General features: G+C 51.3%; 28 protein-coding genes and 1 pseudogene. 5 read left to right on the top strand and 24 right to left on the bottom strand.

Translation table 11 applies throughout. The features are described 5' to 3' along the window. Positions 1–112: 112 nt before the first annotated feature. The 10 genes from rlmC to ESM_RS0108950 all read right to left on the bottom strand — a co-directional run bounded on the left by rlmC (position 113) and on the right by ESM_RS0108950 (position 8,837). Positions 113–1,240: a 23S rRNA (uracil(747)-C(5))-methyltransferase RlmC gene (gene rlmC, locus ESM_RS0108995; protein WP_001149757.1), complete on the bottom strand. Its 1,128-nt coding sequence runs from the start codon at positions 1,238–1,240 to the stop codon at positions 113–115. A 40-nt stretch (positions 1,241–1,280) separates the two neighbouring features. Then, on the bottom strand, positions 1,281–1,769 hold the full coding sequence (locus ESM_RS0108990) for a YbjO family protein (protein WP_000389253.1): 489 nt from the start codon (positions 1,767–1,769) through the stop codon (positions 1,281–1,283). 59 nt (positions 1,770–1,828) lie between these two features. Then, a complete protein-coding gene (gene potI / locus ESM_RS0108985; RefSeq protein WP_001061641.1) occupies positions 1,829–2,674 on the bottom strand; it encodes a putrescine ABC transporter permease PotI in 846 nt (281 codons plus the stop codon). Then, positions 2,671–3,615: a putrescine ABC transporter permease PotH gene (gene potH, locus ESM_RS0108980; protein WP_000105459.1), complete on the bottom strand. Its 945-nt coding sequence runs from the start codon at positions 3,613–3,615 to the stop codon at positions 2,671–2,673. Before potH ends, potI begins: the two co-directional genes overlap by 4 nt. A 9-nt stretch (positions 3,616–3,624) precedes the next feature. Continuing rightward, positions 3,625–4,758, bottom strand: coding sequence for a putrescine ABC transporter ATP-binding subunit PotG (potG, locus tag ESM_RS0108975; RefSeq protein WP_000995979.1), 1,134 nt, complete (start codon positions 4,756–4,758; stop codon positions 3,625–3,627). A 94-nt stretch (positions 4,759–4,852) separates the two neighbouring features. Further along, positions 4,853–5,965: a spermidine/putrescine ABC transporter substrate-binding protein PotF gene (potF, locus tag ESM_RS0108970; protein ID WP_000147250.1), complete on the bottom strand. Its 1,113-nt coding sequence runs from the start codon at positions 5,963–5,965 to the stop codon at positions 4,853–4,855. 351 nt (positions 5,966–6,316) lie between these two features. Then, positions 6,317–6,793 (bottom strand): YbjN domain-containing protein, encoded by a 477-nt coding sequence (locus ESM_RS0108965; RefSeq protein WP_001516074.1) that lies wholly within the window; start codon positions 6,791–6,793, stop codon positions 6,317–6,319. Between the two features lie 87 nt (positions 6,794–6,880). Continuing rightward, positions 6,881–7,783, bottom strand: coding sequence for a 30S ribosomal protein S6--L-glutamate ligase (gene rimK, locus ESM_RS0108960; RefSeq protein ID WP_000684354.1), 903 nt, complete (start codon positions 7,781–7,783; stop codon positions 6,881–6,883). A 60-nt stretch (positions 7,784–7,843) separates the two neighbouring features. Beyond that, positions 7,844–8,566: a nitroreductase NfsA gene (gene nfsA, locus ESM_RS0108955; RefSeq protein ID WP_000189116.1), complete on the bottom strand. Its 723-nt coding sequence runs from the start codon at positions 8,564–8,566 to the stop codon at positions 7,844–7,846. Further along, entirely contained in the window at positions 8,550–8,837 is a 288-nt protein-coding gene (locus tag ESM_RS0108950; protein WP_001259126.1) for a YbjC family protein, read from the bottom strand. The genes nfsA and ESM_RS0108950 overlap by 17 nt, the downstream gene beginning before the upstream one ends. A 159-nt stretch (positions 8,838–8,996) precedes the next feature. On the opposite strand from ESM_RS0108950, the gene grxA reads away from it, so the two are divergent. After that, positions 8,997–9,254, top strand: a complete 258-nt coding sequence (grxA, locus tag ESM_RS0108945) for a glutaredoxin 1 (protein WP_001195226.1) — start codon at positions 8,997–8,999, stop codon at positions 9,252–9,254. A gap of 31 nt (positions 9,255–9,285) precedes the next feature. Here grxA and ESM_RS0108940 read toward each other — a convergent pair whose 3' ends face one another. Further along, entirely contained in the window at positions 9,286–9,663 is a 378-nt protein-coding gene (locus tag ESM_RS0108940; RefSeq protein WP_000681115.1) for an inner membrane protein YbjM, read from the bottom strand. 268 nt (positions 9,664–9,931) lie between these two features. Between ESM_RS0108940 and ESM_RS0108935 the strand changes: the two genes are divergently transcribed. Further along, positions 9,932–11,617: an aspartate:alanine antiporter gene (locus ESM_RS0108935; protein WP_001024862.1), complete on the top strand. Its 1,686-nt coding sequence runs from the start codon at positions 9,932–9,934 to the stop codon at positions 11,615–11,617. Between the two features lie 235 nt (positions 11,618–11,852). Here ESM_RS0108935 and ESM_RS0108930 read toward each other — a convergent pair whose 3' ends face one another. The 9 genes and pseudogenes from ESM_RS0108930 to ESM_RS0108890 all read right to left on the bottom strand — a co-directional run bounded on the left by ESM_RS0108930 (position 11,853) and on the right by ESM_RS0108890 (position 19,709). Then, positions 11,853–12,071 (bottom strand): ogr/Delta-like zinc finger family protein, encoded by a 219-nt coding sequence (locus ESM_RS0108930; RefSeq protein WP_000972391.1) that lies wholly within the window; start codon positions 12,069–12,071, stop codon positions 11,853–11,855. Between the two features lie 90 nt (positions 12,072–12,161). Continuing rightward, positions 12,162–13,262, bottom strand: coding sequence for a phage late control D family protein (locus ESM_RS0108925; protein ID WP_001011788.1), 1,101 nt, complete (start codon positions 13,260–13,262; stop codon positions 12,162–12,164). Then, entirely contained in the window at positions 13,259–13,744 is a 486-nt protein-coding gene (locus ESM_RS0108920) for a phage tail protein (RefSeq protein WP_000980391.1), read from the bottom strand. The genes ESM_RS0108925 and ESM_RS0108920 overlap by 4 nt, the downstream gene beginning before the upstream one ends. Then, positions 13,741–16,818, bottom strand: coding sequence for a phage tail tape measure protein (locus ESM_RS0108915; RefSeq protein ID WP_001282738.1), 3,078 nt, complete (start codon positions 16,816–16,818; stop codon positions 13,741–13,743). The genes ESM_RS0108920 and ESM_RS0108915 overlap by 4 nt, the downstream gene beginning before the upstream one ends. Beyond that, on the bottom strand, positions 16,811–16,930 hold the full coding sequence (locus ESM_RS0108910) for a GpE family phage tail protein (protein ID WP_000763311.1): 120 nt from the start codon (positions 16,928–16,930) through the stop codon (positions 16,811–16,813). Before ESM_RS0108910 ends, ESM_RS0108915 begins: the two co-directional genes overlap by 8 nt. Positions 16,931–16,944: 14 nt before the next feature. Then, a complete protein-coding gene (locus tag ESM_RS0108905) occupies positions 16,945–17,247 on the bottom strand; it encodes a phage tail assembly protein (RefSeq protein ID WP_001281011.1) in 303 nt (100 codons plus the stop codon). A gap of 54 nt (positions 17,248–17,301) precedes the next feature. Beyond that, positions 17,302–17,817: a phage major tail tube protein gene (locus tag ESM_RS0108900; RefSeq protein ID WP_001207660.1), complete on the bottom strand. Its 516-nt coding sequence runs from the start codon at positions 17,815–17,817 to the stop codon at positions 17,302–17,304. 9 nt (positions 17,818–17,826) lie between these two features. After that, a pseudogene (locus tag ESM_RS01000000124415) lies at positions 17,827–19,000 on the bottom strand (phage tail sheath protein). Positions 19,001–19,142: 142 nt separating this feature from the next. Beyond that, positions 19,143–19,709: a recombinase family protein gene (locus ESM_RS0108890; protein ID WP_000905024.1), complete on the bottom strand. Its 567-nt coding sequence runs from the start codon at positions 19,707–19,709 to the stop codon at positions 19,143–19,145. A gap of 30 nt (positions 19,710–19,739) precedes the next feature. On the opposite strand from ESM_RS0108890, the gene ESM_RS0108885 reads away from it, so the two are divergent. Then, a complete protein-coding gene (locus ESM_RS0108885) occupies positions 19,740–20,315 on the top strand; it encodes a phage tail protein (protein ID WP_010377586.1) in 576 nt (191 codons plus the stop codon). Further along, positions 20,315–20,920, top strand: coding sequence for a tail fiber assembly protein (locus tag ESM_RS0108880; protein ID WP_000282064.1), 606 nt, complete (start codon positions 20,315–20,317; stop codon positions 20,918–20,920). The genes ESM_RS0108885 and ESM_RS0108880 overlap by 1 nt, the downstream gene beginning before the upstream one ends. On the opposite strand, the gene ESM_RS01000000124410 is transcribed toward ESM_RS0108880, so the two are convergent. After that, entirely contained in the window at positions 20,889–21,086 is a 198-nt protein-coding gene (locus ESM_RS01000000124410) for a hypothetical protein (protein ID WP_001440573.1), read from the bottom strand. The genes ESM_RS0108880 and ESM_RS01000000124410 overlap by 32 nt on opposite strands. 372 nt (positions 21,087–21,458) lie before the next feature. Here ESM_RS01000000124410 and ESM_RS01000000124405 point away from each other — a divergent pair, with 372 nt between their 5' ends. Beyond that, the gene (locus ESM_RS01000000124405; protein WP_000170974.1) at positions 21,459–21,566 is read left to right on the top strand and encodes a type I toxin-antitoxin system toxin Ldr family protein; all 108 of its coding nucleotides are present in this window, start codon (positions 21,459–21,461) and stop codon (positions 21,564–21,566) included. Positions 21,567–21,651: 85 nt separating this feature from the next. On the opposite strand, the gene bcsG is transcribed toward ESM_RS01000000124405, so the two are convergent. The 3 genes from bcsG to bcsE are packed head-to-tail and all read right to left on the bottom strand — an operon-like array spanning position 21,652 to position 25,087. Beyond that, positions 21,652–23,331, bottom strand: a complete 1,680-nt coding sequence (gene bcsG, locus ESM_RS0108865) for a cellulose biosynthesis protein BcsG (RefSeq protein ID WP_000191615.1) — start codon at positions 23,329–23,331, stop codon at positions 21,652–21,654. Continuing rightward, positions 23,328–23,519: a cellulose biosynthesis protein BcsF gene (bcsF, locus tag ESM_RS0108860; RefSeq protein ID WP_000988302.1), complete on the bottom strand. Its 192-nt coding sequence runs from the start codon at positions 23,517–23,519 to the stop codon at positions 23,328–23,330. Before bcsF ends, bcsG begins: the two co-directional genes overlap by 4 nt. After that, on the bottom strand, positions 23,516–25,087 hold the full coding sequence (gene bcsE, locus ESM_RS0108855; RefSeq protein ID WP_001205751.1) for a cellulose biosynthesis c-di-GMP-binding protein BcsE: 1,572 nt from the start codon (positions 25,085–25,087) through the stop codon (positions 23,516–23,518). Before bcsE ends, bcsF begins: the two co-directional genes overlap by 4 nt. Positions 25,088–25,226 lie beyond the last annotated feature (139 nt).

Below are 25,226 nucleotides of genomic sequence, written 5' to 3'. Positions count from 1 at the left end.
CTACAATATATTGATTTCGCAAGATTTTGTAGGTTGCATAAGGTGTTCACCCCGCATCCGGCATGAACAAAGCGCATCTGGTCAACAATCTGAAGCCGCAGCCGCGGCTTTTTTATTGCTTCACCAACAGCGTCAGCACTTCATAATGCGCGGTGTGCGGGAACATATCGAAAAGCTGTACCCGCTCAATGCGATAACCAGGCAGTTCGCGAATATCTTTCGCCATCGTTTGAGCGTTACAACTGGAGTAAATAATAAAACGCGGTGCCATCGTTGAGAGATAGTCACACAGTGGCTTTCCAATGCCGCGACGCGGTGGATTAACCAGCACCAGTTCCGGCACTTCGCCTTGCGCGGTGGCAAACTGAGTGGAGTCCAGCGCCTGAAATTGCAAACGCGTTAAGCCCAGCTCAGCAGCAGACTGTTTCGCACAAGCAATCGCTTCTGGTGCAATTTCAATCCCCGTTAACTGCATTTCTGGCGTCGCACAATGCAAACCAAAACCGCCAACACCGCAAAACAGATCCCACATATGGTTTACCGGTAGTTGCTGCACCCAATCGCGCGCGGTGGCATAAAGCTGGCTGGCAACTGCCGGATTGGTCTGGAAGAAACTTTGCGGACGGATCCACAACGGTACGTTATTAAAACGCTCTGCCAGCGCCTGTTGTTCGGTCAGGTAGATCTCCGTCTCCCCTTCCATAATCGCCATATGTACTGGCTGAATATTGACGGTAATGACGTTGAGCTGCGGCAGTTGTGCCTGTAGCCACGGTAGCGCCTTACGCAGTTGCGCCAGCTTGGTTTCCGAGCGCAGCACAAAACGCAGCATCATGCCGCCATCAGTCTGGCTTTCAGTCAGCAGAATGTATTTCAGTTCACCACGCTTACGCGCCACGTTGTACGGCGTCAGCCCGGCGCGGGCAATAAACGGTTTTAGCGCCGCAAAAACGGGCGCAAATGAGGCAGGATAAAGCGGACAGTCGCAAAGATCTTCCGGCGTGCCGTCGCGGTGTAGCATTCCGAGCAGTGGCTTTTCAACGCTGCCACTCACCACCATTTTGGCTTTATTACGAAACCCTTGTTCGGGGCCAGACACCGGCGCGCACCACTCCGCAACCGGAAAATCGGTCAGCAGATTTTTAAGATCGGCGGTTTTAGCGGAGAGTTGCTCTGGAATCGGCTGCGTTATCCACTGACAGGAACGACAGCGACCCGCGTCGTAAAGTGCGCACTGCATACATTGACCTTCACATCATCAGGGGCGACGATTATACACATTATTGCAACTGGAAGAACCGCCGACTGGTAGCGGGAACGAATAGCAACAACAGGATGAGCATATCCGGCAGCTTCTGCAGCATCAGGCTATGGAGGATTTCGCGTTTTGATTCACCGGGAATGCTGAACAGCTCAGGATAACCATAACCGAGTGAAGCCGCCCACAGATAACTGGCAGCCGTAATTTGTGTCAGCAGATACAGCCAGCGCGCCCAGCTACAGCCTTTCACCAGCGAAAACGCACACCAGATTTCAATAAAAACCAGCGCCAGGCTGCTTAAAAAGACCAGCGTTAAACTCCAGGTTTGTACGCTACGATGAATGAATTCGCCAATACCGTGAACGCCCAGCGTATTGAAAATCATCAGCACGTCGAGACCACGGATCATAATAATGGCGAGCGCCGCCACCTGCACCAGCGCAGGCACATTCAGGCGAGCATGTGATGAAGATGTTTTCTTAAAAAATCCCAACGTTTCGTCTTCCATGAAAACAATGCCGCGACATGCGCGGCATTATGTAGCCAGGTTGGCAAATTTTAGTGTCTTCAGCCACGTCTTGCACGCTGGATATCGCGTATCCGCTGCTTTTCTGCACGCGCCATTAAATACCAGGCGATAAATCCGATAATTCCTACCGCCCCGAGGATCAACGTCGCCAGGGCGTTAATCTCCGGATTCACCCCCATCCGCACGCTGGAAAAAACCAACATCGGCAATGTGGTGGCACCGGGTCCGGAAACAAAACTGGCAATCACCAGGTCATCGAGCGACAGAGTAAAAGCAAGCAACCAACCAGAAATGATTGCCGGCATGATCATCGGCAGCGTAATCACGAAAAATACTTTCAGCGGCATCGCACCGAGATCCATCGCCGCTTCTTCTATCGAGCGATCCAGTTCCCGCAAACGTGAAGAAATAACGACCGCCACATACGCCGTACAGAAAGTTACGTGCGCCAGCCAGATAGTCAACATGCCGCGATCGGCTGGCCAGCCAATGGCATGAGCAAGGGCAACGAACAATAACAACAACGACAGACCAGTTATCACATCCGGCATGACAAGCGGCGCGGTGATCATAAAGGCAAAGCCATTTGAGCCACGAAACCGTTCAAACCGTACCAGCACGACCGCCGCAATAGTCCCGAGGATCGCCGCCGCGGTCGCCGCACAGGCGGCAATAGTCAGACTTAACCCGACCGCACTCATCATCGCATCGTCACGCAATAATTCGCCGTACCAGCGCGTTGACCAACCGGCCCACACCGTCACCAGTTTCGAACTGTTAAACGAATAGATAACCAGCATCAGCATCGGCGCATAGAGAAAGGTGAAACCCAGCAGCAAAATCACAATCCGCCAGGGAGAACGAACGACCGGTAAATTATTCATCCGTGCTCCCCCACGCTTTTTTGCTGATATTTGTGGAACCACATAATTGGCACAATCAGCAGCAATAACATGATGATCGCCACCGCTGAGGCCACCGGCCAGTCGCGGTTATTGAAAAACTCCTGCCACAGGACGCGTCCGATCATAATACTGTCCGGGCCGCCGAGCAGTTCCGGGATCACAAACTCACCAACCGCCGGAATGAAAACCAACATCGATCCGGCGATAATCCCGCCTTTGGTCAGTGGCACAATGACGGTGAAGAACGTTTTCAGCGGTCGCGCGCCGAGATCCAGTGCCGCCTCTACCAGCGAATAATCGATGCGGGTTAACGCGGTGTAGATCGGCAACACCATAAACGGCACATAGGCGTAAACAATGCCGATATAAACTGCCAGATTGGTATGCAGAATGGTCAGCGGTTGATCGATAACACCCAGCCACAGCAGGAAATTACTCAATACACCGTTATTTTTCAGGATCCCCATCCAGGCGTAAACGCGGATCAAAAACGAAGTCCACGACGGCAGGATCACCAGCAGCAATAAGATATTACGGGTTGAAGGCTTACTGTGCGCCACCGCCCACGCCAGCGGGTAGCCGAGCAATAAGCAACAAACGGTCGAAATCGCCGCTACCTGTAACGACTGGAGATAAGCATCGAAATAGAGCGGATCGTCGGTTAGCTGCAGGAAATTACCAAGGTTGAGGGTGATCGACAGTTGCCCATCCGCCCATTCCATCAGTTCGGTGTAAGGGGGAATGGCGCGCGCCATCTCTGCCAGACTTATTTTAAAGACGATAAGAAATGGCAGCAGAAACAGCAAAATCAACCAGATATACGGCAGCGCAATCACCAGTTTACGCCCGTGCTTCATCTGCCACTGCGTAAGCCACAGTTTCAACCCGCCCGGCTGGACAGGAGGTTCAAGTGTACTCATCTTTGCTCCTTAAACCGTCAGCACCACACAACTGTCCACTTCCCAACATAAACGGACTTCATCGCCCCAGGTCGGCAGCCCTTTACGATGACGATGGGCGTTTTGTAACTGAGCGCTGATCATCTGCCCACTTTTCAGGCGAACATGATAAACAGACAAATCACCGAGATAGGCAATATGTGTCACCTCTCCCACCGCAAAATTGCAGCCATCAGTAGGCGGTTCGTCACAGAGCATGATTTTTTCCGGACGCAGCGCCACATGCACCGGCACGTTATCGACCACTGACGCCTGCGGATCGACTTTCAACGGATGCACCAGCCCCGGCGAATAGAGCAATAGTCCGTCTTCCTGGCGCTCTTTTAGCAGCCCTTCAAAGACGTTAACTGAACCAATAAACTCGGCGCTGTAGCGGGTGGTCGGGTGCTCATAAATTTCTTCCGGCTCGCCAATCTGGACAAATTTACCGCGATTCATAATGGCAATACGCCCCGCCATGGTCATCGCCTCTTCCTGATCGTGGGTGACCATCACACAGGTCACGCCGACACGCTCGAGAATATCCACCACTTCAAGCTGCATCCGGTCACGTAGTTTTTTATCCAGCGCGCCCATCGGTTCATCAAGCAGCAGAAGTTTTGGGCGCTTGGCAAGGCTTCGGGCCAGCGCCACACGCTGGCGTTGACCGCCGGAAAGTTGATGCGGTTTGCGTTTGGCGAACTCCTGCATATGCACCAACCCGAGCATCTCGTTGACCCGGCTGGCAATTTCCGCTTTTGGTAACTTGTCCTGTTTCAGGCCAAAGGCGATGTTCTGTTCCACGGACATATGCGGAAACAGCGCATAGGACTGGAACATCATATTGATGGGGCGCAGATAAGGCGGCACCTGTGACAAATCAACGCCATCAAGCATAATCTGCCCGGCAGAAGGCTGTTCGAAACCTGCCAGCATACGCAGCAGTGTGGACTTGCCACAGCCAGATGCGCCCAGCAGTGCAAAGATTTCGCCTTTATAAATGGTCAAACTGACATCATCGACCGCATGTTGACCATCGTAAGATTTGGTCAAATTGCGGATTTCTAATAGTGGTGTCAGCGACTTCCGACTTTTCGCCTGTGGGCGAGGGATAGCGTCATTCACGGCTGCTCTCCGGCATTTAAGGTGTGCAAGCGCACCATGATGGTGCAAATTGCCGGAGGGACTGGCGCGCCCGTCCGGCATCTACGGCTGCGGATTATTTTCCGCTCTTCACTTTAGTCCAGGCGCGGGTGCGCACTCGGTCAATTTTCGGGTCCTGCACTTGCAGTGTGAACATTTTGCCGCGAACGTCTGCCGGAGGATAAATCCCCGGGTTATCACGCACTTCCGCGCTTACCAGCGGCGTCGCTTCTTTGTTGGCGTTGGCATAGAACACATGGTCGGAGATATGCGCTACTACATCCGGGCGTAGCAGGTAATTCAGGAACTGATACGCTTCGTCTTTATTTTTGGCGTCGGCAGGCATGGCGAACACATCAAAGAATGCCATCGCCCCTTCTTTCGGAATCGAGAAAGAGACATTTACGCCATTCTTCGCTTCCTTCGCACGGTTTGACGCCTGCCAGACATCACCTGCCCAGCCGATAGCGACGCAGATATCACCGTTTGCCAGATCGTTTATGTACTGAGAGGAGTGGAAATAGCGAATATTCGGGCGCAGTTTCAACAGTAAGTCGGTAGCCGGTCCGGTGTAATCATCTGCTTTGGTACTGTTCGGATCTTTGCCGAGATAATTCAGCACGGTAGCAAAAACTTCTTCCGGCGCATCGAGGAAAGAGACGCCGCAGCTTTTCAGTTTTTCCAGATTTTCAGGTTTGAGGATCAAGTCCCAGCTATCGACAGGCGCATTTTCACCCAGTACCGCTTTAACTTTATCGACGTTATAGCCAATGCCAGTCGTCGCCCACATATATGGCATGGCAAATTTATTGCCGGGATCGTGTTTTGCCACCAGTTTCAACAGTTCTGGATCGAGATTCTTCCATTCTGGCAATTTGCTTTTATCCAGCGGCTGGAACACACCGGCAGTCAACTGGCGTTCAAGAAAGCTGGCTGATGGAACGACAAGATCAAAGCCGGTGCTCCCCGCCATTAATTTGCCTTCCAGCACTTCGTTGGAATCAAAAACATCGTAGACGACTTTGATACCGGTCTCTTTTTCAAAATTTGCCACCGTATCCGGGGCGATATAATCAGACCAGTTATAAATGTGGAGTGTTTTTTGTTCAGCCGCGAGCGTGCCGACAGAGACAGCCATCAGAGCACCCGCAACCAGACCCGATAGCCATTTTTTATTTAAGCCGGTCATATCTCTTTCCTTCTGAAAGTTCGTTAACAAACGAACAAAAGTTGTCACACTGAAAGATATGCAATAAATGTGCATATTTTTTTATCGGCGCGGTGTAAGAAAAGAGGACTCTCTCCCGGCCAGCATTGCTCGCTATATAAAAGCATTGCAAGAATAACTTTAGCCAGGGTTTGAAACTATAGCTGTAATAAAAAAACGGCATTTAACAAATTTTTATGCGTATTTGCTCTATGTGATAAAGCAAATCCGGCACAACAGAAGTGAAATAATCTTTAATGAAAGGTTAAAATCAGCAGAAAATATTACAACGCGCAGCCACTGCGGCAGCGACTGCGTGCTCAAAAGGAATTATCAGTGAAGGAAATAGTTTTCGCTAACGTTGTTTTGCCCTTCATCATCAGTCGGTAACAGCAGTTGATGGGCATTGGCTTCAAGGATAACCATCGAAATCTGCTCTTCGCTCTGACGTACAAACCATGCAAACTGTTCATAGGTTACGCCCTGCATAACGGATAAAGACTGGCAAACCACCAGCTTTGGCAGATTATCATCCTGCATATCAAGAAATGCTTTCACGGTCAGCGAACTGGCATTGATGGCTGATAAATCCGCCGCCAGCGGTAACACGGCTGAAGGTCTGACTTCCGCCATAGCAGAAAACAGGATTGTGTTATCTATCAGATCGATTTTGGCATCAAAGACACCGTCGAAATTCTGCATATGTGGCAGATGCAGAGCCTGACAGTTATCACATTCAAAAAAACTCATCCCCAGGTCATCGAGCCATTGACGCAACGTATCCAGACCAGGAACGACCAGCGATGTCATAATTTTGTACAACCTCTTCCGATAAAAAGACCGGCACAGCTTACGCAAAAAGCGCAGGCAAAACCATGATCAGTCACGTTATTGCGACTAACCACCGGTTTTTAAGCAATATTCCGCCGTAGCATGGCGTTCAATCCAGCGGATCATTTTACCCGCGATGTCGATACCGGTGGTTTTTTCTATCCCTTCCAGACCTGGCGATGCATTTACCTCCATCACCAACGGTCCGCGATTTGCACGCAGAATATCCACACCGGCAACATCCAGCGCCATCGTTCGCGCGGCTTTAATGGCGATTTCGCGCTCCTGCGGCGTGATACTTGCGACGCTTGCCGCGCCACCACGATGCAAATTGGAACGAAAATCGCCTTCTTTCGCCCGCCGTTCAATCGCCGCAACCACTTCATCACCGACGACCAGACAGCGAATATCGCGCCCTTGCGCCTCTTTGATATATTCCTGCACCAGAATATGGGCATTCAGGCCGCGAAATGCATCAATCACGCTTTCTGCCGCCTGACGCGTCTCCGCCAGCACCACACCAATTCCCTGCGTACCTTCAACCAGCTTGACCACCAGCGGCGCACCACCGACCATCTCGATTAAGTCGCTGGTATCGTCCGGCGAATGCGCTATCCCCGTGACAGGCAGGTCAATACCCTGACGTGCCAGCAATTGCATTGAACGCAATTTGTCACGCGCACGGGCAATAGCAACCGATTCATTTAGCGGATAACTGCCCAGCATTTCAAACTGGCGCAGCGCCGCCGTTCCATAAAAGGTAATGGCGGTGCCAATGCGCGGGATCACCGCATCAAAATGGGGAAGCTTGCGACCTTTATAATGAATGGACGACGCCGCAGGATTAATGTTCATGTAACAAGAAAGCGGATCGAGAATTTCAACCAGGTGGCCGCGCTGCAACGCCGCTTCACGCAGTCGCTTACACGAATAGAGCGTTCCATCCCGGGACAATATGGCAATTTTCACCCTGCACCTCTCTGTCAGACCTGGTCAAAAGCCCGCGTATAATACATCGGCGTTACGGTTTTAGCGCGTCGCCCAACCTTGTTTATGTAAATAATCGAGAATAAAAGGACGACTTTCTTTGATAATCGTCCGGCGAATATGATCGCTCCAGGTATCACGGCGATTATTGCTACCACGGGTGAGATAATATTCCGCCAGTTGCTCGTCATACTGTGCCAGAATGTCTTTATCCAGCGGTTGGTAGCTGTTTTCATGCACCAAAATAGAGGACGGTAAACGCGGCTTGAGATCCGGGTTATCCGCAGGCCAGCCCAGGCACAAGCCAAACAGCGGCAATACATGCTTCGGCAATTTCAGCAGTTCCGTCACTGCTTCAATGTTATTGCGCAGGCCGCCGATATATACACCGCCCAATCCCAGCGATTCCGCTGCGGTTAAGGCGTTTTGCGCCATCATAGCCGTATCAACGACACCGAGTAACAACTGTTCCGCCAGGCCGAGTTGAGCATCCGGGCAAATCTGTAAATGGCGGTTAAAGTCGGCACAGAACACCCAGAACTCCGCCGCTTGCGCAACGTGTTTTTGCCCACCGGTCAGCGTTACCAGTTCATTACGCAGAGCTTTATCAGTAATGCGAATAATGCTGCTGCACTGCAAAAAACTGGAACTGGAAGTCGCCCGGGCGCTGTTGATAATCGCCTCGCGCTGTTCAGCGGAGATAGGTTCATCAGTGAAATGGCGAATGGAGCGATGACCACAAATGAGTTCAATGGTTGGCGTCATTATCTTTTTCTCTTTCTGAACATGAAGATTCTGGTGGACGATTCATCAGTTGCGGGGCAAGCCGTTTTGCAACCTGAAGAATAACCACCACCGCAGCGGGAAGCATGAGCAAAACACCGAGAAAAATCATCAGAATTTGCGCTTCTGGTGTAGAAAACGGCATCGGAAGCGAAAGGTAGTCACTTACCGACAGCAGCGACACAGCCAGTAACATCATTCCGAGAAATTCCAGTATCAACACGCTGTCAGGCAATTTACCGATCGTGCGCATAGGCTTCCCTCTGCAAAGTGAGCGGCCAGTTTAAAACCTTTCATCACATTGTGCTTAACAGTTATAGCTTTAAGCAATCAATGCAACAGGTTAAACCTACTTTCAGCGAATAAGATTTGGCGTGATCATGCACGCATGACAGATAAATGGAGAGAGAAAATGCAAACCGTTATTTTCGGCCGTCCGGGTTGCCCTTACTGCGTTCGTGCAAAAGATCTGGCAGAAAAATTAAGCAACGAGCGCGATGATTTTCACTATCAGTATGTGGATATTCGTGCTGAAGGGATCACTAAAGAAGATTTACAACAGAAGGCCGGGAAGCCCGTTGAAACCGTGCCGCAGATTTTTGTCGATCAGCAACACATCGGTGGCTATACCGATTTTGCAGCCTGGGTAAAAGAGAATCTTGACGCCTGATTGCCGGATAAGCCCTCTCTGTTTGAGGGCTTTATTGATTTTTTCTGTGTTGTGGCTTGAACAAGCTACTGATAAACAAGAAACACAACGCCCCCAGCGCACACCAGAAGACAGCACTCAATAACCATGCCAGCTCTTGCCAGAATGAGCGTGTTGGTGAAAAAAACAGGCGCATAATTAACATAGAACACGGTGCTGCCAGCATTGCGCCAAACAGGGGTTTAAGGACTTCTCTACGCTGCGAAAAAAAACTGGCGACAGCTCCAGGAAGAATGAAAAACAGTAAGCCGATTTCAGGATGCCCGGCAGCCCGAAAAGCGCCCTTCATATGCGTCGCCAGGAAAAGGCACACCACAATGAAGAGGACAAAACAGCAGACTGCCCCCGCCCAACGTTGTTTATGTTTCACATCTTCCTCCTGACACTGCCTCTATCGAACACATTTTTCGCCAGTGTGGCGCTCAGTAAGATAAAGCCGCTTCGCATTCCATGCTAATATAGGCCAACACAATTCTTATAGCCGTTGGTATCTAATGTGATTACACTAGTAAAATATATTGTTACTTTACTATTGATTAAGTGCGCTGAATGAATCTGCGCCCTGAATTCAGGTAAAAACATTATCTTAAATTACCATTTCTTTCAACAGCTTACTCGTAAACAAGAAGTTAGTCTCCGTGAATATAAACGTCGCCGAATTGTTAAATGGGAATTACATTCTGTTATTATTCGTGGTCCTCGCGCTTGGGCTATGTCTCGGAAAATTACGACTTGGTTCAATCCAACTGGGTAATTCCATTGGCGTTTTAGTCGTATCGCTATTATTAGGTCAACAACATTTCAGTATTAACACCGACGCGCTTAATCTTGGCTTTATGCTGTTTATTTTCTGCGTCGGGGTCGAAGCCGGACCCAACTTTTTTTCCATTTTTTTCCGCGATGGGAAAAATTACCTAATGTTAGCGCTGGTAATGGTCGGTAGTGCGCTGTTGATCGCCTTAGGTTTGGGTAAGCTGTTTGGCTGGGACATTGGCCTGACGGCCGGTATGTTGGCTGGCTCCATGACATCGACGCCGGTTCTGGTCGGTGCGGGCGATACGTTACGCCACTCTGGTATAGAAAGCGGGCAGCTCTCCGCGGCACTGGATAATTTAAGCCTTGGGTATGCATTAACCTATTTGATCGGTCTGGTGAGCCTGATTGTCGGAGCGCGTTACCTGCCCAAGTTACAGCATCAGGACTTACAGACCAGCGCCCAGCAAATCGCTCGTGAGCGAGGTCTGGACACCGACGCCAGCCGCAAAGTCTATCTGCCGGTGATTCGCGCTTACCGAGTCGGGCCGGAACTGGTCGCCTGGGCCGACGGCAAGAACTTGCGTGAATTGGGTATTTATCGACAGACCGGTTGCTATATTGAACGTATCCGTCGTAACGGGATTCTGGCAAATCCGGATGGTGACGCCGTGTTGCAAATGGGCGATGAAATAGCGTTGGTAGGATATCCCGATGCCCACGCCCGACTCGATCCCAGCTTCCGTAACGGTAAAGAAGTTTTTGATCGTGACCTTCTCGACATGCGTATTGTCACTGAAGAGGTGGTCGTCAAAAACCATAACGCCGTCGGTAAACGTCTGGCGCAATTGAAGTTGACCGATCACGGTTGCTTCCTTAACCGCGTGATCCGCAGTCAGATCGAGATGCCAATTGACGATAACGTAGTGCTTAACAAAGGTGACGTTTTGCAGGTGAGCGGCGATGCCCGCCGTGTGAAGACCATCGCTGACCGTATCGGCTTTATTTCGATTCACAGCCAGGTCACCGACTTGCTGGCATTCTGCGCATTCTTTGTTATAGGCCTGATGATCGGGATGATTACCTTCCAGTTCAGCACTTTCAGTTTTGGCATGGGTAACGCTGCCGGATTGTTATTCGCTGGCATTATGCTGGGCTTTATGCGCGCTAACCACCCGACCTTCGGCTATATTCCGCAGGGTGCGTTAAGTATGGTGAAAGAGTTTGGTTTGATGGTGTTTATGGCGGGTGTTGGTTTAAGCGCCGGTAGCGGCATCAATAACGGCCTGGGCGCGATTGGCGGTCAGATGTTGATTGCCGGATTGATTGTCAGTCTGGTGCCCGTTGTTATCTGCTTCCTGTTCGGTGCTTACGTATTGCGTATGAACCGCGCACTGTTATTCGGCGCAATGATGGGCGCACGAACCTGCGCACCGGCAATGGAGATCATCAGTGATACAGCCCGCAGTAACATCCCGGCGCTGGGCTATGCGGGCACTTATGCAATAGCTAACGTACTGCTGACACTGGCAGGGACAATCATTGTGATGGTATGGCCCGGACTCGGATAAAACTGAAGTTGCCCTAAAAATGAAATTTTTTTGTACAACCGCAGAACTTTTCTTCAGGGTATCAGTCTTAATTAGTGCCACTGCTTTTCTTTGATGTCCCCATTTTGTGGAGCCCATCAACCCCGCCATTTAGGTTCAAGGTTGATGGGTTTTTTGTTGCCTAAAATTTATGCCTTTTAAAATCATGATGTTAGAAGCAGTGTTTTTTAACGATGGCGACAAATTGGCGGCAGAGTCAAAGAGAGAGCGCCACCTGTCCTGATTTCATTGGATGCGGCTGAACCGGATTTGACTCTTTTGGCGTTGCAATCGAACGAACAAAAGTTTCATGGGTAACAAAAGTATGGCTGCAGTTAATGTTCTGGCACTGGTTGTAACGCTCTTTGGTCAATGAAGATACCTGAAAACTGCTGCGAGTATGGGCGGCACTTCCACACAGTGGGCAAATCATCATTTTTCGAGTTCTCCCCATTTTTGCTAAATTCACAATAATGATACCGCATTATTCCATTTTGCAAACTTAAAAGTTCTCCATTGCGAAGAATCATTCCATTTTGAAATCATCAATCCTCACTTCAAGCTCCAGACTGGTCGTAAAACCATTATCCGGGCTGACGGTATGTGTCAGAGTCGTAATGGTCCATTCCGCATCATCTATCGGCTGTTTAAAGCCACTGACTTTCACTGGCATTTCCGTATAGAGTTCTGCCCGCCCTTCCGCCAGTTGTAGCGAGAATGACGCAACGCCGCGTTGCAGGCGTTCCCACTGCATTTTCGCAGCCCGTTCAGCGTTGCTCCGGTTGGCATAAGTGCGATTAAGTACCAGCACGTTTTCATCTGTACCCACCAGGTAATCGCCCTGCTTCGCTTCCGGCTCTTTCTTCTGCTTCTTAGTCCTGCGCTTACGCTTCACCGTGGTGCTTTCTTTCTTCGCGGGTTCGCGGGTATGCAACCAGCTGGCAATTACGCCCGTGTAGGCTCCGCGATCTGCCAGGGTAAAGCGGTGACTGTCGCCGTCCTTACGTGTGATAGTGATAACCGGTAGTGGTTTACCGCTGGCGCTTTTACCCTGTCCCTGCCGGATGAATAACAGATTGCCATTTTTCACCGACGCAATAGCACCGTACTGGCGCGCCAGCCGCATCAGAAAACTGCCGTCACTCTCATTAGTCTGGTCTATATGTTCCACGGGTTTATCTGACAGGTCTTTACCCAGTGCCATCTTCAGTTTGTGCCGCACAGCTATTTCCTTCACCACTTCCCCGACAGTGGTCTTGTGCCACGACTTTTCACGGCGGGTATTCAGCGTTTCCCGAAAATCAGCACTTCGCGCCCGGATAGTCAGGCGGTCCGGTGCGCCAGTGTGTTCAATCTCGTCCACCGTGAATGCCCCTTTCGGGAAAAGCGGCTGCCCCTTCCAGCCCAGCGCCAGCGTAATGACCGCACCACGGCGCGGCAGCGCTATTTTTCCATCGGCGTCGTCCAGCTCCAGATCAAGCTGGTCCGCTTCAAAGCCCCGGTTATCCGTCAGCGTCAGACTCATCAGGCGGTTATCCAGCACAGTGGTGATATCCCTGCCCTCAATACTGATGCTGAATGCGGGAGTTTTGTTGCCTTTGTTAAGCAGTTCAGAGCTGAAATTCACGACAGCAGCCCTCCCACCGTTTTACTGATATCGCTTAAGGCAGACGTTGCCGTGTCCTGCAGATTATTCAGTTGCGCACTGAGATCACCGAACATATCGGACAATGATTCATCCACCCTTTTGAGCGACAGGGTGAACTCAATCCGGCGCGGCATACCGTCGCGGAAAAACTCCGTTTTAGTCTGATTCAGTCCCTCAATCACATACATGCCATAAATCGTGCCGCTGCCTTCAATCAGGGGCCATGCTTTCCCCTGTTCTGCCATCTGCTCCAGTGCCAGCAACGACAGCCTGCCACCTGTTATCTCCGGCATAAGAACACCGGAAAGCGTCAGCATGTCGTTGTCCGGTCCCAGAAACTGCGTGGACGGACGTCGGTTTACCCGGCTGTTTGCCGCATGTCGCCAGCTGCGTTGATACTGCAGCTCCTGATACGGCACGGTGCGCAGCATAAACACGTACAATCCCAGCACCATCATCATGCTTCGTATCCCCCCTGATCGCTGTAGTTACTCCTGGCTTTTGCCTTCAGCCTGCGTTCACGTTCATCAAGCTGGCGTGCAACCTCCCGCGCAATATCCTGCGCACTTTGTCCTGGCTGCGTCTGAATGATGATCTGCGTCGGTGCCTCAAGCCGTTGAACGGGCGGCACAGTGGCTGCACGACTCACCATCGCTTCGCCGCCTTTCGCGGGAAGTGCCAAAGGATGTAACGGTGGAAGCTCTGCAGGCGCGGCAGCAACGCCCATCATTCCGGCAACAACCGCAGCCAGTGCAGCGGTATTTCTCCGGCTGGTCACGTTTGCCGGGCCGTTGACAATTTCCGGCCCGTTTTCACCGACGATGCCAAACTGCCCGCGCGGGATATAGCCGCCGCTGTCATACATCCCCGCAAAGCCATATCCCCATGACGGAAAACCACCCGATGGCATCATCACTTTACCGTCTGCATTCACCGTCGCAGGTTGCTGACGCGTCACGCTTTCCGGCAGTTTCGCCTTTGCAGCCTCTTTACTGACAATGCCGAGTTTATCCAGCAACCAGGAAACACCGGATTTCAGGGAGTCCAGCGGATGCATGACCATATTCAGCCCTTCCGCCAGTGCCTCCCCGAATCGTCGCCCCATTGCCGCTGCGCTCTGCAGTTCGGCAGAGGTCGACTTAACAGGCGTCAGCAGATCAGTAAACCAGCCCCACAGCGCCTGCACTTTGTCGCCAATCCACTGGAACACGGGCTTAAGTGGTTCAAACGCTGCACTGATGGGACCTGCCGCCGCTTTGAATCCTTCCACCACGCCACCGAGAAATGCGGTAATGGGTTGCCAGTATTTCCAGACAACCAGCGCCACGCCCGCCAGTGCAGTAACCACAAGACCTATCGGACTGAGCAGAGCACCTAACAGACCAGATATGGCATACAGGGCAACGCGCAGCATCGCCAGCGGACCAGATGCAAGCACTCGCAGCACCGCGCCTGCGGCTGCCAGTCCACCGCGCAGTACCGCCAGAGGATTCATAAACATCACAGCAACAGCACGTAAACCGGATAATCCAGACCGCAAAAGTGCAACTGGCGCACCTGCTACAGTTTTCAGGACATTTCCCGTCAGTGATGCCGTGCGGCGCAAAGACGACAACGGCGCAGTAAGTAAACCTGCGGCGTTGCCCGATGAAGCAAGCCCGCGTCGCAGCAGTGCCAGTGGAGCGCCAGCCAGCCAGGACAACGCGTTGCTGGTTCGAGTTACTGCTGCCGTAACGGAAGGTAACGTTTTGATACCCAGCACAGAGAATCCCAGACGGATCACTGCCAGCGGCCCCAGCACTGCAGCCAGCGCCACCGCTAAGGTGCCGAGGCCTACGGTAACCGCAGCCACAACAGCCGCTACTTTCATCAGTGTGCCTGTCAGTTCCGGGTTAGCTTCCACCCAGCGGCGCAACGCCCCCGTAATGCTTTTCACCGTGTACAGAATATCCATCAGCGGCTGGCGCAGCGTTTCGCCCAGGCTGCTGAAGGTGTTCTGCGCTCCAGTTTTGACCAGCAACCACTGAGCGGAAAGTGAGTCTTTGTTGATGTCGGATTCTTTCTGCATGGAACCGAGCGCATCATTGTCCGCTGTCAGTTTTAGCTGGCGCTGCAGTTCCGGAAGGTTGTTTGCCAGTTTCGCTGCATCATCACCAAACTCTTTACCAAACAACATGGTCATGGCAGACAGACGATTGTCCTGCGGCAGTGCGTTCACCTTCTCCAGCACACGCTGGATAGTTCCCATCGCATCCTTCGTCATCTGCTTTTCAATCACTTCAGGATTGAGTTTCAGCAGATTCATCCCTTCAAAGAAACTCTTGCTTTGCATGGTGGCAATGGACAATTCACGCACCATCGCGTTTGCTGCACTGGCTGCAACCTCCGGCGCAGCACCCAGTGTCAGAAAGGTGGAACCCAGTGCCGCCGCTTTACGATAATCCAGACGGTCAGCCACACCGCCCAGACGTTGCATCACATCAATGATGTCCGCCCCTTTCGACATGGCGTTATCATCCAGATAGTTCAGCGCATCGCCGAGCTGTTCAATATTGCGGGTAGGTATTTTGTAGAGCTGGGCGATTTTCCCCAGACTTTCTGACAGTTCATCCGCTGGCAGCTCAAAGGCTGTTGCCGCCTTTGCTGCCGTACTGGCGAAGGCCAGCAGGTCACGTTTCTGGTCTTCCCAGCTGTCGTCAGGGTTTGCGACGTTCATGCGCGCACCACCTTCAACCAGTGCAGCGAAGTCCACCGCACCGTTTTCCATCGGCAACTGTTCGCTGGCAGCCTTGATGGCATCCTGCATTTCATAAAAACGTGCAGTGCGGTTGCCATTATCGTCACGCAGACCATTGACCTGCTTTGCCACACCTTTCATGGCATCTTCCATGCTGGTATAGCTTTTTACTGCCGCCATCACTGGCGCACCCATTGCCAGCCCTGCAGCCGTGGTAGTGGCTCCGGCTCCTGCGATGCGATCGCGCACTTCAAGCCGTCTTGAGTATTGTTCTCTGGCAGCGTTCATCCGTGCCTGTTGCTCACCCAGACGTTTAAGTGCTTTTTGCTGGCCCTCCAGTGCCTGCCTTGTTTCTTCAGCATTTTTCTTAAGTTCTCGCTGGGCACTACTGAGTTGTCTGGTATCAATCCCTGATTCTTTAAGTGCCTGACGTTGTCTCTGGACCGCCCCCAACAAGCCGTTATAGGTCTGCTGAAGTTCCTGTACTCGTGTTTTGGCCTGACTGAATAACTTTGCCTGCGCGGCGGTTGGCCTGTTAGTGGCAGCAAATTGTGTGGCGAGTTTTGCCGCCTCTTCGCGGGCTGCGTTCAGGTTGTTGGCTGTTATGGCTAGTTGCGAGCGCGTCTTGCGAAATTCATCAATTCTGCCAGCCTGCTTATTCAATTCTTTGAGGCTGTTTCGGGTATTCTGAATTGCGCCAGCCAGCTCTTTCGAACTGGCCTGTGCAGCACGGAATGGGCGGGTGAGTTTGTCAACCGCATTAAGAATGACCTGCAGGCGCAGGTTATTATCACTCATCGTTGGCCCCGCTTCTCTGAATCGCTTTATACCGCCATTCCAGCACTTCGGTCAGCGGCATAACGTCAGTAACGGATGGCGGCCAGTGAAAGATGGTGGCGATATCAGCCACCAGATCGTCAACCGTCAGGCTGTCGGTAAACCGGTAAGCACCGACTTCTTCAACAAAAAAGTGACAACCTCAACCGACATGGCAGTGAGATCTGCCGGGTCCATCTCTGCAATTTCCTGTGCAGTCAGTGCCGGACTGGAGATGCGGGGGATCACGGTCATCATCGCGTTCACATCCATATCCATAATGGCCTGCAGGCGTGTACCGCGCAGCGCACCGGACTGCGGTTTACGCAGCACAATTTCGGTAATTTCTGTTTTACCGCGCTTGATAGGGGTATCCAGTTGAATGGTCTTTTCAGTCTGCTTATCGCTCATTTTGTTGTCCTGTAAATTAGGTTCTGGCGCGGCATTCCGCGCCGTTCAGATACATCAGAGGCCGAGGGCGTTGCGGTGCGCTTCCATCAGGTCCACACCGTCCACAATTTCCACCATGTTGATAAGGTCCACTTCATAGAGCACCTCACCATTGATGGTCAGCTTCGCGTAGCTGTTGGTACTGGTCACTTTGGTGGTGTTGCTTTCGCCCGTCTTCCACTCACCGGAATCCACTTCTTTGTGACGTCCACGCACCACAAGCTCCACGGCCTGCACTTCCCCGGTATCGTCACGCTGGATAGAGCCGGTAAAGCGCAACTGGATGCCATCCACCGTGGCTTTGCCCATCTGCTTAAACAGCAGCAGTTCAGTACCACCAATGGAAAATTCTGTGTCCAGCGCACTGTCATCAAGCCCCAGATCCACATCCACTGCCCCCGGCATTCCGCCGCCGCGATACTTCTCATATTTGCGGGTGAATTTCGGCAGCGTCAGCGACTCAACGATCCCCTGCCAGTTGTTCCCGTCGTTAAACAGGTTCAGGTGTTTTAATTTGCGTGGTAAAGCCATGTTGTCCCCTTACGCGCTGACCTGGGTGGCGAAATTCACCAGGTACTGATCGGTGATGCGCTGACGCAACATCAGGTTTTCAAGTGGCGGCACTGGCGTGTAGTCGTAGTCGATGGTGAGTTTTCCGGCTTTCAGCGTGTCTTTGTCGTTCACCGACTCGTCCAGCCAGCAATCACCACCAATGAGATACCCCTGACTGACCAGGCTGCGCATTTTGGCGCGGATGCCCTCGATAATGTCGCGCGCCAGCGACGGGTTCAGCGGTTTGTCCACTGCCCACATGTGCGCTTCTGCCATTGTGTCCGTCAGCACCTGCGCCGTGCGGGTGTAGTTTTCGAAGGCAAAGAGCGGGTCATCACTCAGGCAGCGGGAACCCCAGAAGCGGAAACCGTCTTTACGCACAAGCGTGGTGACGTCGTTCTGGTTCAGCAGACCTGCATCGGTTGCCGGGTCCTGCAGATCCCAGAACACATCTGCAGAAATTCCGGTGACACCGTTCACGCCCACGTTGGACAGGCTTTTGTGCCACCCAGTCTGCTCATCAATTTTGGCACGCAGACCAAGCGCACGGGCGGTGGCATATGCCGTTGCTTCGGCATTCAGCACCGTGTCCCAGCCAGTAAAGTCGGGCCAGATCAGCATTCCTTCGCGCTGGCTGAAGTTTTCACGGTAAGCGATCGCCTCCTGCACTGTCTTGCAGCCATACGCTGACAGGTAAGCAAACCCACGCAGGCTTTGCGCCACGCTCAGCAACTCAGTAGCTACCGCCTTGGTGTCGTGGCCTGGCACGCCGAGAATGCGCGGTTTAACGCCGAGCAGTGACTGGGCAGATAACAGGGCTTTCATGCCTTGTTTTTTTACCTTCAGCGGTCACTGCTCCGATGATATTGGTCGTGGTTTCTTCTTCCGTTTCACCCTGCGGTACACGCACAACAACGGTCACGGGTTTTGCCTGGTCAGCAATGGCGTCCAGCGAACGGGCCAGTGTGCCGGACTCACCCGCTTTACCGCTGGCAGTCAGCACATCAGTGATCAGCACGGGTTTATTAAGAGGAAACATTTTTGCATCGGCATCATCGCCCGTGCAGACCATACCCACGATGGCGGTGCTCACCGTGGTAATGGATCGGGTGCCTTCGTTGACTTCAACAACGCGCACCCCGTGGTGGTAATCCTGAGCCATAGTGGCGAACCTCCTGATTGGATTAGGCTTCGCCCTATGTTGAAGTGATTGTGCCTGACAAACAGCTAAGCGCAGTTGTACCGTTATTCACACAAAATGACGGTATTTATCTGCTTTCAGGGATAATCAAAATAAAGCTGATTCAGGGAGATTCATTGCTCTTATTTGCCGGAAATTTTCGATAAATGGTAGAAACGCCCACATCAAAAATCAGTGCAATACGCTGTCTTGATTCTCCGGCCTCGAGTAAACGCCCAATCTGTGCCCACTGTTCGCTGGTCAACTTAGGACGGCGTCCACCTACTCTGCCTTTGTCGCGAGCTGCAGCAATCCCCGCCCTGGTACGTTCAACTATCAGTTCGCGTTCCATTTCAGCCAGGGCACCCATGACATGAAAAAAGAAACGGCCCATTGGGGTGCTGGTATCAATACTGTCAGTCAGGCTTCGGAAATTCACACCACGCTGGCGCAACTCTTCTATCAGCGTAACAAGATGCCGCATACTGCGCCCCAACCTGTCCAGCTTCCAGACAACCAGAGTGTCTCCTGCCGATAGTGTCCTAAGCAGTTTTTTAAGCCCCGGTCTGTCGGACTTAGTGCCACTGATTTTGTCCTCAAAAATCCGCTCACATCCCGCGCAATTCAGTGCATTACGTTGCAAATCGGTGTTCTGGTCATTTGTTGACACGCGTACATAACCAATAAGCATGATCATCTCCTTGAATAAAAATCGGGGATGATGCCAGTTAGTCGTAATCGCTGCATTTTCTTAAACGTTGGTTTGGGAGAAGGCTCTGCATTACCGGTTGGGGTGCCTGTTCCGTGGCCTTCAGCCACTCCGCCAACAGGCTGGCTGAAATGCAATGGTGCGGCTTTTTCTGCTGAAGAATACCCGGAACTGGCAAAGGCTTACCCGACCAATAAATTGCCTGATTTACGCGGTGAATTTATTCGTGGCTGGGATGATGGACGTGGAGTGGATGCGGGGCGAGCCTTGCTAAGTCTTCAGGATGACTCTTTTGAAGCTCACAGGCATGAGTCCTTTTTTTATGCGGGTATTTCACGCAATGAAACACCATTAAAAAATCTTCCAAGTTCAGACGAGATGCTGACTTTAAGTTCCACAACTAATGCCTTGTCCCCGGACAGTATTGATGCCACCAATTCGTTAATTGGTAATGATGATTACAACTGTTTGATTGAAGGAAATAAAAATAACAAACGAACGGCAACGGGGTTGAGTACCAGTATTGTCGGTGCAGCAGAGACACGCCCACGTAATATTTCATTTAATTACATTGTGAGGGCTGCATGATGTATAACGCCATCTTAAATAATAAATTTATTGCCACAAAGGCAGGAGAGATTACCGTTTATAACTATGACAGTGAGACACGGGAGTATATTTCTGCATCAATTGAATATCTTGCTGTGGGTGTCGGTATCCCCGCATATTCCTGTTTAGATGCTCCTGGCACACATAAGGCTGGTTATGCAATCTGCCGTTCGGCAGATTTTAACTCATGGGAATATGTGCCAGACCATCGCGGTGAAGTTGTCTATAACACCGAAACGGGAGAATCAAAAGAAATCACAGCTCCGGGGGATTACCCTGATAATACAACCACTATCGCCCCGTTAACGCCATACGATAAATGGAATGGTGAGAAATGGGTGACGGATACCGAGGCACAGCATAGCGCCGCAGTAGATGCAGCAGAAGCACAGCGCCAGTCGCTGATGGATACTGCAATGGCTTCCATCAATCTGATTCAACTGAAATTACAGGCCGGACGGAGTCTGACGCAGGCAGAAACCAACCGACTTAACACGGTGCTGAATTACATTGACGCAGTGACGGCAACAGATACCAGCACCGCGCCTGATATTATTTGGCCTGTATTCCCTGAGACTGATTAACCTCAATTAGTATTGGTTCGCCTTTCTCATTAATTGTTAGCTCCATGCCCTGAGGAATTTCTGTCATAGTAAAAAACCAGTTGTCCTCCGGTAATTCAATAGCCCCGGTCACGTCATGAAGACCGGGGATTACTTCAGTCAAAGTAACTGGATTAAACAGGCGCACAATAAACCCTCCAGGAAAAAGCATTTGATGATGGTCTGCCGTCGTACATCTGGCAGCGGGCATAAAAGCCGGTATTTGTTACCTGATCATCCACGATCATTGAAACGTGAACATTATTAGGTGTGCTCTCGTAATCCGTTCTTATTCTTTCCGCGATACTGATAAAACGTGAAAGTTTAGGCAGTGCAATTGGGTAAACAACTTTAGCCAGTCCATTATCATTAGATCCACCGGTTCCAAATACTTCTATTGCACCATCTGACCAGCGTATCCATGCACCATTGGCATTAGCTCCTCGCTGAATGACATATCTGGACTCTAGCCCATTCAAGAATAGCCGCGAAACGTTGTCATTACAACACAGGCGGCTATATGACGCTCGCGCAGTTAGGCATGGCCTTCTGGCACGATTTAGCGGCTCCGGTCATTGCTGGCATTCTCGCCAGCCTGATCGTGAGCTGGCTGAATAAGCGGAAGTAACATGCCATGCGGGCGTCGGCTGCCGTAATGGCAATTTGCGCCCGGACCAGGCCGCAGGGATAAAACTCTGCGGCCTTTTTCGAGTTTACTGCGGGTATGGCACCCAATCACCACCATTCAACCGAACGTAAGGTTTGTTCTGGTATTGAATCACCACCGCGTTTGAATTCTCAGATACCGGCGCTGTTTGTGGCAATCCGCTGGTGAGTTTTTTCCAGTCAACATTGTCTTCGGTGAAAATTTTACCGTCGAGAACACGAACCACCAGGTCAGAAATTGCCAGGAAGCTGCTGGGTTGGTCGATAACAATCGGTGCGCCTTGATGCGGTGCCTTCATGCCGAAGAATTTTACGCCAACGGGGACATCAGTGATTGATGGGCTAGGGATATCACGCAGACCTGATACCTGCATTCTGTCACCTTTCAGCGCGCCGCCGTGCTCTGGTACGACGACGACCATCACTTTACGGTCCGATTTCTCCAGCTCGGTAAAGAAGGCGTCCAGTTCATCAAAGAACTTCTGCGCCCGCGCTTTGTAGTCTGCTGTTTTACTGACGCCCGGATAATGGTTGCCATCATGCAGTGGAAGCGTGTTGTAGAACGTGGCACTGCGGGTGTTTTTATCTTTTTCGGTTACGTCCAGCCAGCGGTTAAGCACGGCGGTATCGTCATAAACTGGCGAACCATCAAAGCCCAGTAAAATAACCGGCAGGTTTGTTTGATCCATCAATTCTGTCTGCATACCGCCATTTTCGCGCACTTCTTTCAGGAAGCCGCCGAACTGGCCGTTATGCCCCATCATCAAGTGCTGGGTGAAGCCCAGTTTTGACAAGTTATCGAACAGATAGCAGTCATTATTGGCTGGTTGATACAGATTGGTGTGCGAAGTCTGCCCACAACTGGCGCGCAGCAGACGAATTGCCGCCGGACCGCTGTATGAGGTGGCGGAGTTGAAGTTCTTGAACTCAATATCAAAATGCGACCATAACGGATGCGACATTAACCCGGCAGCTTCAATGTCCGACCAGGAGAGTGAGCAGATGTTGATGACCAGCAATTCAAATGGCTGTGCATCAGCCGGAAGAGCAGATGGGAAGGTTGACTTACGTTTCGCTTCGGCGTTATAGAAATTACTCAGCCAGGCATTAAGGTTTGCGGTTGTCGGCGGCGCGGTTTGCGCAGGCATATCACCAACCACCGGCGTACCGCCTGCGGCAGCGACAGTTGCTGCTGCGTTGCCACCTGTCGTTGTCACCGTCGTGGTCGGTTGACCGGCTGGCCAGAGGGAGAAACTTGGACCCGCCAGGGTAAGTACGTTCAACCACACCAGAATGGCGACGACAAAAATGGTGACGCGAATCCATTGCGACAGGAATAACCAGGCCACTAACAATACAAAAATGGCTCCGATCATCTGCCAGTTAATAAAGCGAGTGACGAGGTCGATTAAATAATCGGTACTGAAACCGGCGACCTGCGAACCCTGACTCATGATGCTTTCCGGGCCAGGCAACCAGGTGTCGTGCCAGAACAATGCAAAACCGATTGGTAGGGCTATCCAGTGACGTAGACGGTGCAGGCTGTAGCGTGGAATCGGCATCAGCAGGAACGCGGCAAATACCAGGTTTAGTAGCGGATGGAAGTTAAGATAGCCCGCCCACAGCAGGCCGAACTTAACCAGAAAATAGAAGTTCCAGCCAGAAAGGCCGCGCCAGTATTGCCAGAGGGAAGAAGGCATAGCAGTGTTTTGGGTAAATTGAGTCATTTTTTGGTTGCCCTGGCTTTTTCCGCACGGCGTAATGTACCGGCCGGTTTTACATAACGAGGTTTAGCGAATAACAAACGCAAAGTGTCACGAATACGCCGCAGAGAATGTCGAGCCAGATAGCCCAGCGGGAAAAATATCAGTGCACAAACGATAATAATTTCAATGATATCGCTGATGGTCATCATGATGAACGCTCCACAGCATCATCCAGCAATCTCAGTGGTTCAGGTATGCGTCGCCAGTTGCGACCATCGTGTTCGGCATTAATGACTGGCGTGGAGCCTTGCGTTAAAGGCAGCGGCATACCCCATTGTTCCGGCGCTAACAGGCGCATTTGCACCAGCTCGGCGCTGATTTGGTCATCTTCAAACCAGACCATGCGGTTGGAGAAAATATCGCCAGTAGGCAGTGGGAAAATATGGTTCAACGCGGTATCCAGATCATTAATCCGGCAGAAAGAGAGAAACAGCACCAGTCGATTGCCACCAATCGTCATAATATCTCCGGTACGATTAGGGCGGCACAGCGTCAGTGCTTGCTCGACACGGATGCCAGGCACCGGGCGCAGAGCCACCAGAACGCCTTTACCGTGAGCAGGTAACAAGGTGTTATTCATCATGTTATTAACCGCATCACAGAACACATCCCACTTCTGAAACCCCCGCAGTTTAATCGGCTGAGTCATCGACAGCAGTGTGGTGATATCTTCCGGTACATAGCGACTGAACTTCTGCCCCTGCACGCTTTCAATCATCGTCAGACAGCGAGAGAGTGGAGCGTTCCATGGAATAACCATATTTGCGCCGCAGGCCAACAATAAACGCTCGTCGGTGGCGCGCAGGCTGGCGATATTTTCCCGCACGAGGATTTTCAATGCGCTGCCACGCTGGCGGCGCAGAGTATGAATACTGCGGGCCAGAGGTTCAATTTGTCCATTTTGCTGTAAAGAGAAAACGACCGTTGCTGCCTGAGCGGTACGGGCTTCATTGAACAAGGCTTCGTTATTGTCGAATAGCTTCCAGTGTTCCGATAGCGGTGGCGCGCCTTCCAGTACAGCAATATTACTGAGAATACGTTTTTCATCGCTGCGTGGTTGGATCTCTGCCTCTTCACGCTGAACTAACGCCCAGATGCCATTTTGATGCTGGACGGTCAGTTGCTGACGGGCGCTGACGCCTTTTTCGTTACACCAAAAGGCGATATCCAGCAGATGCTGATCACCCTGAAAACGTAAACTGGCGAGTCCAAAAAGCGAACGGTACTCCTCCAACAACAATGAAAATTGTTTATCGTTATTATTTCCAGGATTAATTACCAGCAGTGAACAATGGTTTAATCTACTCCACTTGTTCATTTTCTCCAGCCATAAGCGAAGCCGCTCGGCAGGAATGTTTTGCCATGCGTTATTTGCGCAAACAAGAATGAAAAGGTAATTTTGAGGATCAATAGAACACTGTAAATCACGTGGCAAATAGTATAGGCCCTTTTCATGATTTAGCATCGAAAATAATTTTATTTTTTCTGGTCCTTGAGAATCATCTAATTTGAAGTATTTGTCAGGATCGTTGTCCATGCTAATGACCGCGACTTTCGCGGTTTCGGCCTGAGATGCAATGGTTTGATTCACCAGACTGATAGCATCTTCATAGCGATCGACGTTAAACCACCAGGTGCCGCCTGCTGGCATATGTCGCAGCTCATCCCATAAGGATGAGATACCGATAGAGAATACAGGGTCCACAGTGTCCCTCAAGTCGCCATTTTGTCTGATTATCAGTTTACTAGCGAAAGCTAAGAAATAAACCTACCATTGAAATTAAAACTTATCAGATTTAGCATGTGAATCAATTTAGCAGGTCAGAAGCCTTGTGATATCAGCCTTTTCGTTTTTT

Origin of the sequence: Escherichia sp. TW09308 (assembly GCF_000208565.1) — a bacterium.
Classification (GTDB): domain Bacteria; phylum Pseudomonadota; class Gammaproteobacteria; order Enterobacterales; family Enterobacteriaceae; genus Escherichia; species Escherichia marmotae.
Note: the sequence above shows the minus strand (reverse complement) of the source record. Positions and strands in the feature narration are given on the sequence as shown.

Bases quoted from the DNA above. Each gene is read 5' to 3' on its own strand.
- rlmC (WP_001149757.1), bottom strand. From the start codon at position 1,240: ATGCAGTGCGCACTTTACGACGCGGGTCGCTGTCGTTCCTGTCAGTGG.
- potH (WP_000105459.1), bottom strand. From the start codon at position 3,615: ATGAGTACACTTGAACCTCCTGTCCAGCCGGGCGGGTTGAAACTGTGG.
- ESM_RS0108885 (WP_010377586.1), top strand. From the start codon at position 19,740: ATGCCAGTTAGTCGTAATCGCTGCATTTTCTTAAACGTTGGTTTGGGA.
- bcsG (WP_000191615.1), bottom strand. From the start codon at position 23,331: ATGACTCAATTTACCCAAAACACTGCTATGCCTTCTTCCCTCTGGCAA.
- ESM_RS0108890 (WP_000905024.1), bottom strand. From the start codon at position 19,709: ATGCTTATTGGTTATGTACGCGTGTCAACAAATGACCAGAACACCGAT.
- ESM_RS01000000124405 (WP_000170974.1), top strand. From the start codon at position 21,459: ATGACGCTCGCGCAGTTAGGCATGGCCTTCTGGCACGATTTAGCGGCT.
- ESM_RS0108905 (WP_001281011.1), bottom strand. From the start codon at position 17,247: ATGAGCGATAAGCAGACTGAAAAGACCATTCAACTGGATACCCCTATC.
- ESM_RS0108930 (WP_000972391.1), bottom strand. From the start codon at position 12,071: ATGATGATTTGCCCACTGTGTGGAAGTGCCGCCCATACTCGCAGCAGT.
- ESM_RS0108990 (WP_000389253.1), bottom strand. From the start codon at position 1,769: ATGGAAGACGAAACGTTGGGATTTTTTAAGAAAACATCTTCATCACAT.
- ESM_RS0108915 (WP_001282738.1), bottom strand. From the start codon at position 16,818: ATGAGTGATAATAACCTGCGCCTGCAGGTCATTCTTAATGCGGTTGAC.
- ESM_RS0108950 (WP_001259126.1), bottom strand. From the start codon at position 8,837: ATGCGCACGATCGGTAAATTGCCTGACAGCGTGTTGATACTGGAATTT.
- bcsF (WP_000988302.1), bottom strand. From the start codon at position 23,519: ATGATGACCATCAGCGATATCATTGAAATTATTATCGTTTGTGCACTG.
- nfsA (WP_000189116.1), bottom strand. From the start codon at position 8,566: ATGACGCCAACCATTGAACTCATTTGTGGTCATCGCTCCATTCGCCAT.
- grxA (WP_001195226.1), top strand. From the start codon at position 8,997: ATGCAAACCGTTATTTTCGGCCGTCCGGGTTGCCCTTACTGCGTTCGT.
- ESM_RS0108880 (WP_000282064.1), top strand. From the start codon at position 20,315: ATGTATAACGCCATCTTAAATAATAAATTTATTGCCACAAAGGCAGGA.
- potF (WP_000147250.1), bottom strand. From the start codon at position 5,965: ATGACCGGCTTAAATAAAAAATGGCTATCGGGTCTGGTTGCGGGTGCT.
- ESM_RS0108920 (WP_000980391.1), bottom strand. From the start codon at position 13,744: ATGATGATGGTGCTGGGATTGTACGTGTTTATGCTGCGCACCGTGCCG.
- potI (WP_001061641.1), bottom strand. From the start codon at position 2,674: ATGAATAATTTACCGGTCGTTCGTTCTCCCTGGCGGATTGTGATTTTG.
- ESM_RS0108900 (WP_001207660.1), bottom strand. From the start codon at position 17,817: ATGGCTTTACCACGCAAATTAAAACACCTGAACCTGTTTAACGACGGG.
- ESM_RS0108965 (WP_001516074.1), bottom strand. From the start codon at position 6,793: ATGACATCGCTGGTCGTTCCTGGTCTGGATACGTTGCGTCAATGGCTC.